Source organism: uncultured Streptococcus sp. (assembly GCF_963521865.1).
Taxonomy (GTDB): domain Bacteria; phylum Bacillota; class Bacilli; order Lactobacillales; family Streptococcaceae; genus Streptococcus.
In genome coordinates this window covers 30,095-47,299 of sequence record NZ_CAUQWY010000013.1, presented here as the reverse complement: position 1 = coordinate 47,299, position 17,205 = coordinate 30,095, and the positions used below count along the sequence as shown (strand labels likewise).

Genomic DNA, 17,205 nt, shown 5'->3' with positions numbered 1-17,205 from the left:
TGATTTGCTTACTAAGTTTGTTATCTTTAGCTATAGCGATTTGGAATTATGTACGTGAAGAAAAAGACTGAACAGATCGGAGCAATCCGGTCTTTTTATGGAGGATAGTAAATGAATTTAAATCAATTAGATATTATCGTTTCAGATGTTCCCCAAGTCTGTGCTGACTTGGAGCGTATTTTGGATAAAAAGTCCGATTATGTTGACGACAGTTTTGCTCAGTTTACGATTGGCAGTCACTGTCTGATGTTGTCCCAAAATCATTTGATTCCTTTGGAAGATTTTCAGTCAGGAATCATTCTTCATATCGAGGTTGAGGATGTAGACCAGAATTACCAACGTTTAAAAGAGATTGGTGTCGAGATTTTACACGGTATTTGTGAAACGGATTGGGGAACAGAGTCCTTATTAGTTAAAGGTCCTGCTGGTTTAGTGATTGATTTTTATCGTATGAAATAAGGCGCTTAGCCATTTGAAGATAACCTTAACTATTCTTAAAACAGAAATTGAGAATATGAACTATTGAAAGATCGGAGCAATTCGGTCTTTTTAATATAAAGCAATTGCATATAAACAATTGACAGCGTTTTTCTAAAATCTTATAATAAAAATATAACAGTATAAAATAAGATTCATATGAAAGGATGGTTTCTGTCTGTTAGATAAGACTGTAAAACATGTCCCTTTGTTTTAGTTTGTAAATCAGGCTTTTGTCCAATGGCCAAGCATATTACGGAATTAAACTCTTCTGTGATTTGTAAGAATATGCAAGAGAAAATTCGTAAAAATCTAGCACTTTATGCTATTTCTGGTTGCTATGAAGATATTTTAGATGTGGACTAGAGAGGGGTAAGCAAAAATGTCTATCAAGAAAAACAAAAAGGTTGTAAAAAAGCTGAAGTTGTAAGCAATAATTGTAATATTTGTTAAGTTTATAGGAGGGCATTATGAATAAAATATTTCACTATCTGGATAAGAAAACGAAGTTTTATACTATCATCGGTGCACTGGCAAATGGAGGTTTGGCTCTTGCTCAACCCTTAGTCGTATCACAAGCCTTGTCTTTAAATCAAGGAGAACTGACTTATTCTAAAATCATACAGTTTGCTGTTTTTGGCTTTACAGTATACTTCGTCTTGTATAGCTTAATGCTCTTTTGTAATCATACACATAATGTTTTTAGACGTGAAATTCAAATGAATATGAGGGCAGATTTATTTGACAAGCTGATGATAAATAAAGATTTTAGCGAAGATGAAAAAGTCACCATGCTCACACAAGATATGGAGTATTTGGGGGATAATTACTTAGAAAAATACGTCAATATCATTTGCTGGAGCTTTGTAGCATTACTAACAGCGATTTATATTATTTCGCAAAATTTGTTACTAGGTAGTATTTTTGTCTTTTTCACTATTTTACGTCCTATTCCTCAGTTCTTGATGAATAAAAGACTCAAACATACTGGTGATGACATGGCTCAAGGCAGAGTAGAAGTGCATAATCAAGTATCTGATAGTATCCGAGGAGCACATACTCTACTCATGAACCAAGCAATTTCTGAAAATCAGAACAGATTTTGGAAGATTAATCGACATTATCAACTAGCCATTCAAAAATTTTGCTTTACCCATAATATAATTTTCTTTTGCAACGGTTTCATGGTCTTTTTAAGCCAAGTTTTACCACTTGTTTTAGGTTTTTACTTTGCTATGGCTGGGCAGAAAGTGTCAGTGGCAAGTCTTGTTGCCATGTACATCGCAGCAGGTCAGCTAGTGAGCCCTATTCAGACTATTATGTATGATGCTGTAGATATACAAGGGGCAAAAACGACAGCAGATAAGATTTTTGGAGTATTAGAAATTGGAGATGTAAAACAGATAGATAAAAAAGATGTGCAAGAATTGCATGCTCTGCACATTAAAAATTTAAGTAAATCCTATGGTGACAGACAACTTTTTACTCATCTAAATTTGGATGTTCAAGCAGGTCAGAAAGTTTTAATCAAAGGACCGAGTGGTTGTGGTAAGTCAACCTTATTTCGACTCATTACTGGAGAAGAAATAGCAGATGAGGGAGAAATTATCGGTGTGACAACTGTTAATGAATGTACATCAAGTTTTGTATCCAGTATAGGAATTATTAGCCAACATCCATTTCTCTTTAACGATACAGTTCGTTATAATTTGACCTTAGGACAAGAATTTTCTGAGGAAGAGTTGCTTGCTGTTTTGAAACAAGTCAAACTAGATTTTGAATTGACGGGTGGACTGGATTTTATTATCAAAAATAACGGGGAGAATATTTCTGGGGGACAAAGAGTAAGGATTGAATTGGCACGTTTTCTTCTTCGTAAAAAAAATCTGTTATTGGCTGATGAAGTGACCGCAGCCCTAGACAAAGAAAACGCCCTCATGGTACATGAACTACTATTTTCTCTTCCTGTTATGATGTTAGAAATTGCCCATCATATTGATGATGAAAGTAGATATCAACAAGTTGTAGATTTAGGAAAATATTGAATCTGGTTTAAAAGTCAGTTTTATCAGAAAATAAAGTAAATATTTCAGCAATAAAACATCCAGTATCAAGATTTTTCAATATATAGTAATATGCGTTTTTATGATTATATATACTTTTTCCAACTTCAATCTTCTTTCTTCTCACAAGATTGTGATAGTTTACATTTTTATAGCAAAACTTTCAAACTCTTGCTTGTTTTTGCATCATATTATAAAATAAAAAGCATAAAAGAATAAAAGAGGTTTTGAAAATATCCGAAAAACAAATGAACGTTTTGGGTTGGGTAGCGACCTTCATGTCTGTTATGATGTATGTGTCTTACTTCCCACAAATTATGAACAATCTGGCTGGTCAAAAAGGAAATTTCATCCAGCCCTTGGTTGCTGCTATCAACTGTAGTCTCTGGGTTTACTACGGTCTTTTCAAGAAAGAAATATTCCCCTTGCTACTGCCAATGCTCCAGGTATCGTTTTTGGCCTTGTGACGGCTATTACAGCTTTGATTTAAAAAGAAGACTGGTTTCAGTTTTGTTCGTTTATGAGAATAGATGCTTCATTAAAGTAATTTTTGAATGAGAGTTGAGGGAAAAAGTCCAGTGATAGCTAGCTTTACGAGAGTCTTTTATGTTCGTCTCTATCAAAGAAAAAAGTATATCGTTACTATTTTTATAAAATTTTCTCCCTACTTTATAAGATGTTAAAAAGAGTTCAATTCGAACTCTTTTTTTGCTATAATGAGGGGAGAAAAATCAGATAGGAGATCAACATGTCAGAACCATTATTTTTACAATCAGTTATGCAAGAAAAAATCTGGGGTGGTACCAAGCTACGTGATGAGTTTGGTTATGACATTCCAAGTGAAAAAATCGGGGAATACTGGGCCATCTCAGCCCATCCAAATGGTGTCTCTAAAGTTGCCAATGGTCGCTACGAGGGAACAGACCTTGCGACTTTGTATGCGGAACACCGTGAATTGTTCGGCAACCGTTCTGAGCCTGTATTTCCACTTTTGACAAAAATTCTTGATGCCAATGACTGGCTCAGCGTTCAAGTTCACCCAGATGATGCTTATGGACTAGAGAACGAAGGTGAACTTGGAAAGACAGAATGCTGGTACATCATTGCAGCAGACGAAGGTTCAGAAATTATCTACGGTCACAATGCCAAGTCAAAAGAAGAACTCCGTCAGCAAATCGAGGACAAGAATTGGGATGCTTTGTTGACAAAAGTACCAGTTAAAGCTGGAGATTTCTTCTATGTGCCAAGTGGCACTATGCATGCTATCGGGGCAGGCATCTTAATCCTTGAAACGCAACAGTCTAGCGATACCACCTATCGCGTCTATGACTTTGATCGTAAGGATGCCAAGGGAAACTTGCGTGAACTTCACCTTGAAAAATCCATTGATGTTTTAAACATTGGTGAGCCAGCAAATAGCCGTCCTGTAACTGTCAAAGCTGATGATTTACGCTCCACTCTCCTTGTATCCAATGATTTCTTTGCAGTTTACAAGTGGGAAATTACTGGAAAAGTTGACTTCGAAAAGACAGCTGACTACAGCTTGTTGAGTGTCTTGGCTGGTCAAGGTCAAGTGACTGTTGACGGAAAAAACTATCCAATCCAAAAAGGCAGCCACTTTATCCTACCAAGTGATGTTGAAGCTTGGGCTCTGGAAGGGCAAGGTTTGGAATTAATTGTTAGCCATCCATAAAAAAAGAAAGGACCTGAGTTCACTACTCAAGTCCTTTTTAATTACATAAATTGGGCGATAAAGACCACGATGATGATGATTGGAATGATGAAACGAAGAAGGAAGAGCCATACTTGGAACAGTCCCTGTTTCCATGCTGTTTCATCGAGATGGAGTTCCTCCATTGCAAGAGCCTTTTTAAAGATATAGCCTGTAAAAAGTGAAAGGCAGAGAGCTCCAAATGGCATGAGGAGATTGGAAACCAAGAAGTCCATAGCGTCAAAGAAGGTCTTCCCAAAGATGTGAACATCCGCCATGACACCGTAAGATAGGGCTGAAGGAATGCCAAAGACAAAGGTCAAAATTCCTAAAATAACACTCCACTTAGCACGCTTGCTGTTGTCCTGGTTGGTAATATTGCCCACATTGATTTCCAGCATAACGACGGAAGAAGTGACCGTCGCAAAGAGGAAGAGCAAGAGGAAGAGGATGTAGAAAATGGTTCCAAAAGGCATCTTGTCAAAGAGTTGAGGCAAGACGATAAAGAGCAAGCTCGGTCCCCCTTCAGACTGGATATTGAAGGCTGACATAGCAGGGAAAATGGCTAGACCTGCCATGATGGATACTGAAATATTCATGGCTACGATGGAAATCCCTGACTGGACTAGATTTGTTTTCTTATCCAAATAAGAAGCATAGGTCAGCATGGCTGTCACCCCTAGTGAGAGGGCAAAGAAAGATTGTCCCAGAGCATATAGGAGACCAGCACTGGTCAGTTTTGAAAAGTCTGGTTTGAGGAAGTAGAGAACGCCTTCCATGGCATTTGGCAAACTGAGAGAGCGCCCGATGATGACAACAAAGATAATAAAGAGCAGGGGCATCATAACCTTAGATGCTCTTTCAATCCCTTTTTGAACACCACGTGATACAATAAAGATATTCAACAGGATAAAGGCTGCTTGAGCTCCTAGGGCAATGGCTGGATTTGAAATGATTGAAGTAAATAACTGAGCGTAATCACTAGTTACACCAAGTTGGAATAATTTTCCAAACTCAATACCCAGATAAACTAGAATCCATCCTCCAATAACACTGTAGAAAGATAAGAGGATAAAGAGGGCAAAGGCACCAATCCAACCGATGAAGTTGTACTTGCCATTCTTGCCTAGTTTTCCAAAGGTTTTAATCCCAGAGACACCAGCACTTCGGCCGAGGGCAAATTCAGCTAGCAAAAGGGGGAAACCGATTAAAATAGTGGAGATAAGAAAGACCAGTAAAAAGCCTCCACCGCCATTAGCAGCAGTCATGTAGGGAAATTTCCAAACGGCACCAAGTCCGATGGCTGAACCAGCAGATGCTAGGATAAAGCCCACTTTAGAACCCCATTGCGATTTTTCAGACATAGTTAAACTCCTAAAATTAGTGTTACAAAAGAAAAAGCTACTGCCCTTGGCAACTAGCCTCATCAGTACTCAAAATGAGCGTTTCTTTTGATTGATAGACTTGACTATCCTATCATGTTTTCTAAGGTCTGTCAAGAAAACCATTTTCAAGCTTTTACACTTTTCTCAAAAAGTTTAAAAAATCGCACAAAAACGCTTGACTCTGACCTAAGGGGAGGGTATATACTATAAATGTAATACTTTTCGAAAATCTCTTCAAACTATGTCAGCGTCCATCTGCAACCTCAAAACGGTGTTTTGAGCAGCCTGCGGCTAGCTTCCTAGTTTGCTCTTTGATTTTCATTGAGTATAAGGAGGAAATCATGTACCATATAAAAGAAGCTGCCCAGCTTTCGGGTGTCTCTGTCAAGACCCTGCACCATTACGATAAGATAGGACTCTTGGTTCCTTTAAAGTCGGAAAACGGTTATCGAACCTTCACTCAGGAGGATTTGGAACGACTTCAGGTCATTCTTTATTACAAATATCTAGGTTTTTCTTTAGAAAAAATAGCAGAGCTATTAAAGGAAGAAAGGACAGATTTATTGCCTCATTTGACTAGGCAGTTGGAGTATCTAACTCGAGAAAGGGAACATCTGGATAGCTTGATTTCAACCTTGCAGAAAACCATTCAAGAACAAAAAGGAGAAAGAGAAATGAGCATTCAAGAGAAATTTGCTGGATTTAACTACCAAGACCATCAAAAATACCACCAAGAGGCGGTAGAGAAGTATGGACAAGAAGTTATGGATCAAGCGCTGGAGCGCCAAAAAGGTCACGAAGACGAGGCTACGGCTGCCTTTAACCAAGTCTTTCAAGCCTTGGCACAAAATCTTCAAGCTGGTCTACCAATAACAGCAACCGAAAATCAAGAAGAAGCTGCCAAACTCTTGCAAGCTATTCGTACTTATGGATTCGACTGCTCTATTGAGGTATTCGGCCATATCGGTAAAGGCTACGTCTATAACCCAGAGTTTAAGGAAAATATTGACAAATTTGGAACTGGGACAGCCCAGTACACATCAGATGTCATTGCCCACTATGTCCAAACTCAGACAAAATAAAATCGGAGGAGTATTCTTCCGATTTTTACTAAATTTAAGTACTACTTGCTTAATAATTTTTCTACCACATTTAGTTTTCGCATGGTCAAATTTACATTAAAAAGCTTTTCAAGATAGTTGGTATGGAGTTTCTTTTGTTTTGCAGTTCTAGGGAGATAGAGGTAAAGACAATGGTTACCGATACAAATTTCTTCTTCACCGTAATCAATTTTCAATTTTTCTAAAGGGAGACTTTGAATAGGTTCTTGATAAAAAATCACGTGTACACGGTCATAAAAATAGTGTTCTCCAAACGGATTTTCTTGGACAATGTTTTTAAAAATATCCTTATTCTTAATGATTATTTTGAGATCGGCTCCAATCTTTTCCTTTATTAGAGTATGAACCTGTTCTCGTATTTCTTCGAGAGCTAAGTTACTTTCAAGAATGATATTCCCACTTTGAATATAGGTTCGAACTTGTTGAAAACCAGCTTCTGTCAAGATATCTACTAGATAAGACATTTTAGGGATAGCATTTTTTCCATTAGGAGTAACTCCCCTTAACAAGATAATATGTTCCAAAGTACTTCCTTTCTTTTGGGGCTGATTTAGCCATTGAATAATTTAGATTTAGATTGGATTTGATCCCGCCACCCAGCCGGTGCAGAGGGCAGAAGTGATGTTAAAGCCACCCGTGTGGGCGTTGATATCCAGTACCTCACCAGCAAAGTGGAGGCCAGTGACTAGTTTACTTTCCAGAGTTTTAGGGTGGATTTCCTTGAGACTGACGCCACCTTTTGTAACAAAGGATTTAGCTAAGGACATTTTACCAGTAACAGGAATTTTAAGTCCTTTGATGGACTGGAGAAGTTGTTCTTGTTCCTTTTCAGTCAACTGTTTGACTTTGTCAGGATAGCCTTGCACAAAAAAATCTGCCAAGCGTTCTGGAATCAAAGTTTTTAAGGCATTTTTCAAGGATTTTTCCCGATTTTCTTCTAGAAATGCAGCCAAATCCTTCTCGGAAAGTTGTGGCAAGACATCTAGAGAGAGAATTTCCCCACCCTTGACAAAGCTAGACATGCGTAGCGCAGCAGGACCTGACAAACCAAAGTGGGTAAAGAGCAGATCGTGAGTGATGACATACTTATCATAGCTTAGGGTCACATCATCCAATGAAATTCCCTGCAAGGCCTTGTGTGGAAAATCTGTCAATAAAGGACTTTCAGCGGCCTCAAGCTCGGTAATGGTGTGTTTAAAATGACGGGCAATCTCATGACCAAAACCAGTCGAACCAGTAGAAGGATAGGATTTACCACCTGTTGTGACAATGAGTTTATCACAAGTGAAGGTTTGCTCAGCTGATTTAAGAACAAATTGCTTATCTACCTTTTTAACCGAAACAATCTCTGTTTGAGTAGCAACTTGACCACCTAGTTCAGTGATTTTCTTTTCTAAAGCCTCAATAATGGTCCGAGACTTGTCATTGGCAGGAAAGACGCGTCCGTGGTCCTCGACCTTAAGTTTGACCCCATTTTCTGTAAAAAAGTTAATGATATCATGGTTATCAAACTGAGAGAAGACACTGTAAAGAAAGCGTCCGTTCCCAGGGATACCAGCTAGTAGGTCATCTAGAGTTCCATTGTTGGTGACATTGCAACGTCCCCCACCAGTCCCAGCTAATTTTTTTCCAAGTTTCCGATTTTTTTCGATGAGGAGGGTTTTCTGTCCATAAAAGCTACTGGAAATTGTAGCCATCATGCCAGCAGGACCTCCACCGATGACGATAGTATCAAAATGTTTCATAGCTCTATTGTACCACAAAAAAACAAGAGATGAAGTCACCTCTTGTCAAGAATGCAATCAATCAATTTCATATCCCATCAGCAAACCACCATCTTCTGCATAAAAACTGCAGAGACCAGATGTTGGGAGAATTTTAATATCCGCCTGTGGGAAATTTTCACGAATTCGCTCTGAGAGCTGTTGGCAACATTTCTCGTTATTGCGTTGAGCCATGACAATACGGCCACCAGCATATCCAGCTTTTATCAACTCTTCATAGGCTGCTTGAACTGATTTCTTTGAACCTCGTGCTTTTTGTAGCAATTCGAGAGTTCCGGTTTCACTAGCTTCTCCGACCATACGGATATTTAGAAGGCCAACGACCGTACCGATAAGCTTGCTCAAACGGCCGTTTTTAACCAAGTTATCGACTTTGGCTAGGACAAAGAGCAACTTGGTTTTTTCTTGATAGGCAGTGATAGCTTTAACCACTTCTTCAAAAGATAAGCCCTGGTCAATCAAGTCATTTAATTTTTCTACAAGCAAGTCAACTTCACCACCAGCAGACAAACTATCAATTACATGAATCTTAGTGTCAGGATGGTCTTCCAGATAAATATTCTTAGCTAGTTGAGCACTATTGTGACTGCCAGAAAGAGTACCTGTGATGGTTACTAGGAAAATGTTTTTGGCTCCTTCAAATGCTCGTAAATAATCATCTGGGCTTGGACAAGCTGATTTTGAAGCTTCTGCAGTTGCATACATGGTTTCCATCATTTGGTCAATATCAAGATTGGCATCATCAACAAAGATCTGATCAGCTACTTGAATGGTTAAGGGAACACTTACAAAGGTTGTGTCAATAGCTGGTTTTGCCAGTTGACGATAATCACAACCAGAGTCAGCAATAATCTTCCAAGTCATAGAAATTCTCCATCTTTGTCAGTTATACATTGACAAAGGTTCTGTCTTTTTTTACAATTATATCATGAAAGCCCTTGAAACAAAAGCCTCATCCGTCTGTTGTGACAAGTAGAAAGAAAATGTTATGTCTGAACGTAGAATCTCTGAAAAATCTCTTGAAAATCTCAGAAAATCAAACCAAGAATCCAATTTATTAACTAGAGAAGCGATTGAAACAGCCCTCTTGCAGCTCTTGGAAAAAAAGGACTTGACCAAGATTAGTATTTCTGAATTGGTCAAACGTGCAGGCGTTTCGCGTGCGGCCTTTTATCGCAATTATGATTCCAAAGAGGAGATTTTAGAGAGCGTCTTTAAACGGAGTGTCCACAACATCATGGAACAACTGCACCATTATGATTTAAAGACAGACCTTTATCTGGTCTGGGTTCACCTTTTCCGTGAGGCAAGAAAGGAAGCCAGAGTGATTCAATTGGCCTTAGATTACCATCTGGAAAAAATCTTTGTCCAAGCTATGCAGGAATTTCTAGAAAAATACCATGGAAAATCAAAAGGTGTCAGCTCTTATCTTCATTCCTTCTGGAGTTCAGCCATCGTTTCTGTCCTTTTAAAATGGATTAAGGATGGCATGAAGGTACCTGCTGAAAAGATTGCGGATTTACGGTTACCATTTTTTAAAAAATAGAGAAAAAGGAGAAAAGAGATGACTGAAAAAAGACTAGCCTGGGATGAGTATTTTGCAGCCCAAGCCCTACTAATTGCCAATCGTTCCACTTGTAAACGTGCTAAAGTGGGCGCAATTCTGGTTAAGGATAATAAGGTGATTTCCACTGGTTACAATGGTTCGGTGTCAGGGACTGAGCATTGTATTGACCATGAATGTCTGGTCATTGAAGGCCACTGTGTTCGAACTCTTCACGCTGAGGTCAATGCTATCCTTCAAGGTGCAGAACGTGGTGTTCCCAAAGGCTTTACAGCTTATGTGACCCATTTTCCTTGTCTGAACTGTACAAAACAATTGCTGCAGGTCGGTTGCAAGCGCGTGGTTTACATCAACCAGTACCGAATGGATGACTATGCCCAATACCTTTATCAAGAAAAAGGGACAGAATTGACCCATTTACCACTTGAGACAGTACAGGCCGCTCTTAAAGAGGCTGATCTAATGTAAAAATTATCAAAAATAAATGGTTTAGAAAGATTTTTAAACCGTTTTTTGGTATAATAAGAAGAATAAATTGAAAGAAGGAATTCCAAAAATGGGAAAAATTGAAGTTATTAATCACCCGCTGATTCAACACAAATTGTCCATCTTGCGTCGTACAGATACTTCTACAAAAGCTTTTCGTGAGCTAGTAGATGAGATTGCAATGTTGATGGGGTATGAAGTACTTCGTGATCTTCCACTAGAAGATGTGGAAATCGAAACACCAATTACAAAAACAGTTCAAAAACAATTGGCAGGTAAGAAATTGGCCATCGTTCCAATCTTGCGCGCAGGTATCGGGATGGTTGATGGTCTCTTGAGCTTGGTTCCAGCTGCTAAAGTTGGTCACATCGGTATGTACCGTGATGAAGAAACACTTCAACCAGTTGAGTACTTGGTAAAATTGCCTGAAGATATTGACCAACGTCAAATTTTTGTAGTAGACCCGATGTTGGCAACAGGTGGGTCAGCAATCTTGGCCGTTGACTCACTTAAAAAACGTGGCGCATCAAATATCAAATTTGTCTGCCTTGTATCTGCTCCAGAAGGTGTAAAAGCCCTTCAAGAAGCTCATCCAGATGTAGAAATCTTTACAGCAGCCTTGGATGAACGCTTGAACGAACACGGTTATATCGTTCCAGGTCTTGGAGATGCTGGAGACCGCTTGTTCGGTACGAAATAAGATAGAAAAGAAGATTGACTTGGAAAAGAAGTTCCAGTCACGAAAGGAGGTTGAATTTTTGTTTCTGTCTAATGAAAACAGAGCAAAAATTTGACCTTTTTTGACCAAGATATTATAATAGTCTTATCTTCAGTCATTTGACCAACAAAATTAAAACTCAAAAGGAGAAATAAATGATTCCTGTAGTTATTGAACAAACAAGCCGAGGAGAACGTTCCTACGATATTTACTCACGTCTTCTCAAAGACCGCATCATTATGCTGACAGGTCCAGTTGAAGACAACATGGCCAACTCTGTTATTGCCCAGTTGCTTTTCTTGGATGCTCAAGATAGTACAAAAGATATTTACCTTTATGTCAATACACCTGGGGGTTCAGTTTCAGCTGGTTTGGCAATCGTTGATACCATGAACTTTATCAAGGCAGATGTCCAAACCATCGTTATGGGAATGGCTGCATCTATGGGGACTGTGATTGCATCAAGTGGAGCAAAAGGCAAACGTTTCATGCTTCCAAATGCAGAATACATGATTCACCAACCAATGGGTGGAACAGGTGGTGGTACCCAACAAACCGATATGGCTATCGCTGCAGAACACTTGCTTAAAACTCGTAACACTTTGGAAAAAATCTTGGCTGAAAATTCAGGACAGTCAATCGAAAAAGTCCATGCAGATGCAGAACGCGATAACTGGATGAGTGCTCAAGAAACACTTGAATATGGCTTTATTGATGAAATCATGGCCAACAATTCTTTGAACTAATCATTAAAGAAGGCAAACTCGACGGGGTTTGCTTTTTTTGATATAATAGGGAGAGATTTCTTAGAAAGAGGATTTATCATGTTTGAAAAAGTCAATCGATCTGGCTTGATTATCTATCTTTACTATAATCGGGATGCCAAAAAACTGCAGGATTATGGAGATATTACCTATCATTCCAAGAAACATCGTTACTTACAGCTTTATGTTCCAACTCAAGAAGTGGAGCAATTGGTCGGGCGCTTGGGCAAGGAAAAGTTTATAAAAAAAGTCAGAGTTTGTCATATCCAAGAGCTGGAAACACCCTTTGTGGGCAATCTTTATCGAGAGGAAAACGTTATCATCGAAAAAGTTCAAGAAAAGTGTTGACAATTTTCTGATAATTCGGTATATTCTTAACATACTATTTATTTAAGAAATAAGGAGATAAAAAAGATGAAGAAAAAATTTGCCCTATCGTTTGTGGCGCTTGCAAGTGTAGCACTTCTTGCGGCCTGTGGAGAAGTGAAGTCTGGAGCGTCAAACGCTGCTGGTAACTCAGTAGATGAGAAGACAATCAAAATCGGATTTAACTTTGAAGAAACGGGTGCCGTAGCAGCCTACGGAACATCTGAACAAAAAGGTGCCCAACTTGCCGTTGATGAAATCAATGCTGCAGGTGGTATCGACGGAAAACAAATCGAAGTGGTTGATAAAGATAACAAGTCTGAAACAGCAGAGGCGGCTTCAGTAACAACTAACCTTGTAACCCAATCTAAAGTATCAGCAATCGTAGGACCTGCGACATCTGGTGCAACTGCAGCTGCGGTAGCGAACGCTACAAAAGCAGGTGTTCCATTGATTTCACCAAGTGCGACTCAAGATGGATTGACTAAAGGTCAAGATTACCTCTTTATTGGAACTTTCCAAGATAGCTTCCAAGGAAAAATTATCTCAAACTATGTTTCTGAAAAATTAAATGCTAAGAAAGTTGTTCTTTACACTGATAATGCCAGTGACTATGCTAAAGGTATTGCTAAATCTTTCCGCGAATCATACAAGGGTGAGATTGTTGCGGATGAGACTTTCGTAGCAGGCGACACAGACTTCCAAGCAGCCCTTACAAAAATGAAAGGGAAAGACTTTGATGCGATCGTTCTTCCTGGTTACTACACTGAAGCTGGTAAAATTGTAAACCAAGCGCGTGGTATGGGAATTGACAAACCAATCATTGGTGGTGATGGATTCAACGGTGAAGAGTTTGTACAACAAGCAACTGCTGAAAAAGCATCAAACATCTACTTTATCTCAGGCTTCTCAACTACTGTAGAAGTTTCAGCTAAAGCCAAAGCCTTCCTTGATGCTTACCGTGCTAAGTACAATGAAGAGCCTTCAACATTTGCAGCCTTGGCTTATGACTCAGTTCACCTTGTAGCAAACGCAGCAAAAGGTGCTAAAAACTCTGGTGAAATCAAGGATAACCTTGCTAAAACAAAAGATTTTGAAGGTGTAACTGGTAAAACAAGCTTCGATGCAGACCACAACACAGTCAAAACTGCTTACATGATGACCATGAACAATGGTAAGGTTGAAGCAGCAGAGGTTGTAAAACCATAATAGAAAAATGTTGAAATAGGGAATGAGCCTCTGACTCACTCCCTGTTTCGATGTTTAAGAACCTATCAAAAAGTGAGGGAAAACCCTCGAAATTATAAATAGAAAGAGTGAATCTTATGCTCCAACAACTAGTAAATGGTTTGATTCTAGGTAGTGTTTATGCGCTGTTAGCCTTAGGATATACCATGGTTTACGGAATTATCAAGCTCATCAACTTCGCCCACGGTGATATTTATATGATGGGAGCCTTTATCGGTTATTTCTTGATTAATTCTTTCCAAATGAATTTCTTTGTAGCGCTTATTGTAGCGATGCTAGCGACGGCCATTCTTGGTGTCGTGATTGAGTTCCTTGCTTACCGACCTTTGCGCCACTCTACTCGTATTGCTGTTTTGATTACAGCTATTGGGGTTTCCTTCCTACTTGAGTATGGAATGGTCTATCTGGTTGGTGCCAATACTCGTGCCTTCCCTCAAGCGATTCAAACAGTTCGCTATGATTTGGGACCAATTAGCTTAACGAATGTACAGTTAATGATTTTGGCCATTTCCTTGATTTTGATGATTTTGCTACAAGTCATTGTTCAAAAGACCAAGATGGGGAAAGCTATGCGTGCGGTATCTGTAGATAGCGATGCAGCACAATTGATGGGGATCAATGTAAACCGTACTATCAGCTTTACCTTTGCTTTGGGTTCTGCTCTTGCGGGTGCGGCTGGTGTTCTGATTGCCCTCTATTATAACTCTTTGGAGCCTTTGATGGGGGTTACTCCAGGTCTTAAATCTTTCGTTGCCGCTGTACTTGGTGGTATCGGAATTATTCCTGGTGCGGCTCTTGGTGGCTTTGTAATTGGTCTATTGGAAACCTTTGCGACAGCCTTTGGAATGTCAGACTTTCGTGATGCCATTGTTTATGGAATCTTGTTGTTGATCTTGATTGTCCGCCCAGCTGGTATCCTTGGTAAAAATGTGAAAGAGAAGGTGTAAACGATGAAAGAAAATTTAAAAGTTAATATTCTATGGTTACTCCTTTTGTTAGCTGGCTATGGCTTGATTAGTGTACTGGTTTCAGTCGGAGTACTCAATCTATTCTATGTACAGATTTTACAACAAATTGGAATTAATATTATTCTGGCTGTTGGTCTCAACTTAATCGTTGGTTTTTCAGGACAATTTTCACTTGGTCATGCTGGTTTTATGGCGATTGGTGCCTATGCAGCAGCTATTATTGGTTCTAAATCACCAACCTACGGTGCCTTCTTTGGAGCCATGCTGGTAGGGGCTTTGCTTTCAGGAGCAGTTGCCTTACTTGTCGGAATTCCAACCTTGCGCTTGAAGGGGGATTACCTTGCGGTGGCGACTCTCGGTGTTTCTGAAATTATCCGTATCTTTATCATCAATGGTGGAAGCCTTACAAATGGTGCAGCAGGTATCTTAGGGATTCCTAACTTTACAACTTGGCAAATGGTTTACTTCTTTGTCGTGATTACAACCATTGCAACCTTGAACTTCTTGCGTAGCCCAATTGGTCGTTCAACCCTATCGGTTCGTGAGGATGAAATCGCTGCTGAGTCAGTTGGGGTTAATACGACTAAAATTAAAATCATCGCCTTTGTCTTTGGTGCTATTACTGCAAGTATTGCAGGGTCGCTTCAAGCAGGATTTATCGGTTCAGTTGTACCCAAAGATTACACTTTCATCAACTCAATCAACGTTTTGATCATTGTAGTCTTTGGTGGACTTGGTTCCATTACAGGTGCCATTGTTTCAGCTATTGTTTTGGGAATTTTGAATATGCTTCTCCAAGATGTTGCCAGTGTGCGTATGATTATTTACGCTTTGGCCTTGGTATTGGTCATGATTTTCAGACCAGGCGGACTCCTTGGAACATGGGAATTGAGCTTATCACGTTTCTTTAAAAAATCTAAGAAGGAGGAACAAAACTAATGGCATTACTTGAAGTAAAACAGTTAACCAAACATTTTGGTGGTCTAACAGCTGTTGGAGATGTGACTCTTGAATTGAACGAAGGAGAACTGGTTGGACTAATCGGTCCAAATGGAGCAGGTAAAACGACTCTTTTCAACCTCTTAACTGGTGTTTATGAACCAAGTGAGGGAACAGTAACCCTAGATGGTCATCTTTTGAATGGAAAGGCACCATATAAGATTGCTTCTTTGGGGCTTGGACGTACTTTCCAAAATATTCGTCTCTTTAAAGATTTAACCGTTTTGGACAATGTTTTGATTGCTTTTGCCAACCATCACAAACAACATGTTTTTGCTAGTTTTTTACGCTTACCAGTTTTTTATAAGAGTGAAAAAGAATTAAAAGCTAAAGCTTTGGAATTGCTAAAAATCTTTGATTTAGATGGTGATGCAGAGACTCTTGCTAAAAATCTTGCCTACGGACAACAACGTCGTTTGGAAATAGTTCGTGCTCTTGCTACGGAACCTAAAATTCTCTTTTTAGATGAACCAGCTGCAGGTATGAACCCACAGGAAACAGCTGAATTGACTGAGTTAATTCGTCGCATCAAAGATGAATTTAAGATTACAATTATGTTGATTGAACATGATATGAATCTGGTCATGGAAGTTACAGAACGCATCTACGTACTTGAATACGGTCGTTTGATTGCTCAAGGAACTCCAGACGAAATTAAGACCAATAAACGCGTTATCGAAGCTTATCTAGGAGGTGAAGCCTAATGTCTATGTTAAAAGTTGAAAATCTTTCTGTGCATTACGGTATGATCCAAGCAGTCCGTGATGTAAGCTTTGAAGTGAATGAAGGAGAAGTTGTTTCCCTTATCGGTGCCAATGGTGCAGGTAAGACAACCATTCTCCGTACCTTGTCTGGTTTGGTTAGACCGAGTTCAGGAAAGATTGAATTTTTAGGTCAAGAAATCCAAAAAATGCCAGCTCAGAAAATCGTAGCAGGTGGGCTTTCACAAGTACCAGAAGGACGCCACGTCTTCCCTGGCTTGACTGTTATGGAAAATCTTGAAATGGGAGCTTTCTTAAAGAAAAATCGTGAAGAAAATCAAGCTAACTTGAAGAAAGTTTTCTCACGCTTCCCGCGTCTAGAAGAACGGAAAAATCAAGATGCAGCCACCCTTTCAGGAGGGGAACAACAAATGCTTGCCATGGGACGCGCCCTTATGTCAACACCCAAACTTCTTCTTTTAGATGAACCATCAATGGGACTTGCTCCAATCTTTATCCAAGAAATTTTTGATATCATTCAAGATATCCAGAAACAAGGAACGACCGTCCTCTTGATTGAACAAAATGCCAATAAAGCACTCGCAATCTCTGACCGAGGTTATGTATTGGAAACAGGGAAAATCGTCCTATCAGGAACAGGAAAAGAACTCGCCTCATCAGAAGAAGTCAGAAAAGCATATCTGGGTGGCTAAACTAGTCTGGGAGACTAGTTTAGGTTGCAAATGAAGATTACGAAGTAATCTTCGCATAGTCCGGGGGACCTTTTTAGTCGGCGGATGAAGATTGCGTAGCAATCATCAAATCCAGTGGATTGTTTTAGTCGGTAGAT

General features: G+C 39.4%; 18 protein-coding genes and 1 pseudogene. 15 read left to right on the top strand and 4 right to left on the bottom strand.

Annotated elements, in window-relative coordinates:
- The first annotated feature begins 111 nt into the window (after nucleotides 1–111).
- From RWO85_RS05170 to manA, 4 genes and pseudogenes are all read left to right on the top strand, one after another.
- Complete coding sequence (locus RWO85_RS05170) at nucleotides 112–459, top strand: VOC family protein (RefSeq protein WP_314414458.1); 348 nt, start codon at nucleotides 112–114, stop codon at nucleotides 457–459.
- A 488-nt stretch (nucleotides 460–947) separates the two neighbouring features.
- Nucleotides 948–2,522 carry an ABC transporter ATP-binding protein gene (locus tag RWO85_RS05165; RefSeq protein ID WP_314414456.1) on the top strand — a complete coding sequence of 525 codons (1,575 nt, stop codon included), beginning with the start codon at nucleotides 948–950 and terminating at the stop codon, nucleotides 2,520–2,522.
- A gap of 251 nt (nucleotides 2,523–2,773) precedes the next feature.
- Nucleotides 2,774–3,030, top strand: a pseudogene (locus RWO85_RS05160) (SemiSWEET family transporter).
- Between the two features lie 258 nt (nucleotides 3,031–3,288).
- A complete protein-coding gene (gene manA, locus RWO85_RS05155) occupies nucleotides 3,289–4,233 on the top strand; it encodes a mannose-6-phosphate isomerase, class I (RefSeq protein WP_314414454.1) in 945 nt (314 codons plus the stop codon).
- Nucleotides 4,234–4,274: 41 nt separating this feature from the next.
- Here the strand turns inward: manA and RWO85_RS05150 are convergent, their stop codons facing one another.
- Entirely contained in the window at nucleotides 4,275–5,615 is a 1,341-nt protein-coding gene (locus tag RWO85_RS05150) for a sodium-dependent transporter (RefSeq protein WP_314414452.1), read from the bottom strand.
- A 362-nt stretch (nucleotides 5,616–5,977) separates the two neighbouring features.
- On the opposite strand from RWO85_RS05150, the gene RWO85_RS05145 reads away from it, so the two are divergent.
- Entirely contained in the window at nucleotides 5,978–6,718 is a 741-nt protein-coding gene (locus tag RWO85_RS05145) for a MerR family transcriptional regulator (RefSeq protein ID WP_314414449.1), read from the top strand.
- A gap of 41 nt (nucleotides 6,719–6,759) precedes the next feature.
- On the opposite strand, the gene RWO85_RS05140 is transcribed toward RWO85_RS05145, so the two are convergent.
- Genes RWO85_RS05140 through RWO85_RS05130 form a run of 3 tightly spaced genes read right to left on the bottom strand, consistent with a single transcriptional unit; the run spans nucleotide 6,760 to nucleotide 9,405 of the window.
- Nucleotides 6,760–7,281: a DUF1697 domain-containing protein gene (locus RWO85_RS05140; protein WP_314414447.1), complete on the bottom strand. Its 522-nt coding sequence runs from the start codon at nucleotides 7,279–7,281 to the stop codon at nucleotides 6,760–6,762.
- Nucleotides 7,282–7,329: 48 nt separating this feature from the next.
- Nucleotides 7,330–8,502, bottom strand: coding sequence for an NAD(P)/FAD-dependent oxidoreductase (locus RWO85_RS05135; protein ID WP_314414445.1), 1,173 nt, complete (start codon nucleotides 8,500–8,502; stop codon nucleotides 7,330–7,332).
- A 57-nt stretch (nucleotides 8,503–8,559) separates the two neighbouring features.
- Nucleotides 8,560–9,405 (bottom strand): DegV family protein, encoded by an 846-nt coding sequence (locus RWO85_RS05130; protein WP_314414444.1) that lies wholly within the window; start codon nucleotides 9,403–9,405, stop codon nucleotides 8,560–8,562.
- Nucleotides 9,406–9,529: 124 nt separating this feature from the next.
- Here RWO85_RS05130 and RWO85_RS05125 point away from each other — a divergent pair, with 124 nt between their 5' ends.
- From RWO85_RS05125 to RWO85_RS05080, 10 genes are all read left to right on the top strand, one after another.
- A complete protein-coding gene (locus RWO85_RS05125; RefSeq protein WP_000004132.1) occupies nucleotides 9,530–10,087 on the top strand; it encodes a TetR/AcrR family transcriptional regulator in 558 nt (185 codons plus the stop codon).
- An 18-nt stretch (nucleotides 10,088–10,105) separates the two neighbouring features.
- A complete protein-coding gene (locus RWO85_RS05120; RefSeq protein WP_000136973.1) occupies nucleotides 10,106–10,573 on the top strand; it encodes a cytidine/deoxycytidylate deaminase family protein in 468 nt (155 codons plus the stop codon).
- Between the two features lie 88 nt (nucleotides 10,574–10,661).
- On the top strand, nucleotides 10,662–11,291 hold the full coding sequence (gene upp / locus RWO85_RS05115; RefSeq protein WP_000515974.1) for a uracil phosphoribosyltransferase: 630 nt from the start codon (nucleotides 10,662–10,664) through the stop codon (nucleotides 11,289–11,291).
- 173 nt (nucleotides 11,292–11,464) lie between these two features.
- Nucleotides 11,465–12,055, top strand: coding sequence for an ATP-dependent Clp protease proteolytic subunit ClpP (gene clpP / locus RWO85_RS05110; RefSeq protein WP_000613475.1), 591 nt, complete (start codon nucleotides 11,465–11,467; stop codon nucleotides 12,053–12,055).
- Between the two features lie 78 nt (nucleotides 12,056–12,133).
- Nucleotides 12,134–12,421 (top strand): YlbG family protein, encoded by a 288-nt coding sequence (locus RWO85_RS05105; protein WP_050234905.1) that lies wholly within the window; start codon nucleotides 12,134–12,136, stop codon nucleotides 12,419–12,421.
- Between the two features lie 66 nt (nucleotides 12,422–12,487).
- On the top strand, nucleotides 12,488–13,648 hold the full coding sequence (locus RWO85_RS05100) for an ABC transporter substrate-binding protein (RefSeq protein ID WP_314414443.1): 1,161 nt from the start codon (nucleotides 12,488–12,490) through the stop codon (nucleotides 13,646–13,648).
- Between the two features lie 116 nt (nucleotides 13,649–13,764).
- Entirely contained in the window at nucleotides 13,765–14,634 is an 870-nt protein-coding gene (locus RWO85_RS05095) for a branched-chain amino acid ABC transporter permease (RefSeq protein ID WP_000941421.1), read from the top strand.
- A 3-nt stretch (nucleotides 14,635–14,637) separates the two neighbouring features.
- On the top strand, nucleotides 14,638–15,594 hold the full coding sequence (locus RWO85_RS05090) for a branched-chain amino acid ABC transporter permease (RefSeq protein WP_000662290.1): 957 nt from the start codon (nucleotides 14,638–14,640) through the stop codon (nucleotides 15,592–15,594).
- Nucleotides 15,594–16,358 (top strand): ABC transporter ATP-binding protein, encoded by a 765-nt coding sequence (locus RWO85_RS05085; protein WP_295498944.1) that lies wholly within the window; start codon nucleotides 15,594–15,596, stop codon nucleotides 16,356–16,358. The genes RWO85_RS05090 and RWO85_RS05085 overlap by 1 nt, the downstream gene beginning before the upstream one ends.
- Nucleotides 16,358–17,068, top strand: coding sequence for an ABC transporter ATP-binding protein (locus RWO85_RS05080; protein ID WP_000062219.1), 711 nt, complete (start codon nucleotides 16,358–16,360; stop codon nucleotides 17,066–17,068). The genes RWO85_RS05085 and RWO85_RS05080 overlap by 1 nt, the downstream gene beginning before the upstream one ends.
- The last annotated feature ends 137 nt before the right edge of the window (nucleotides 17,069–17,205 follow it).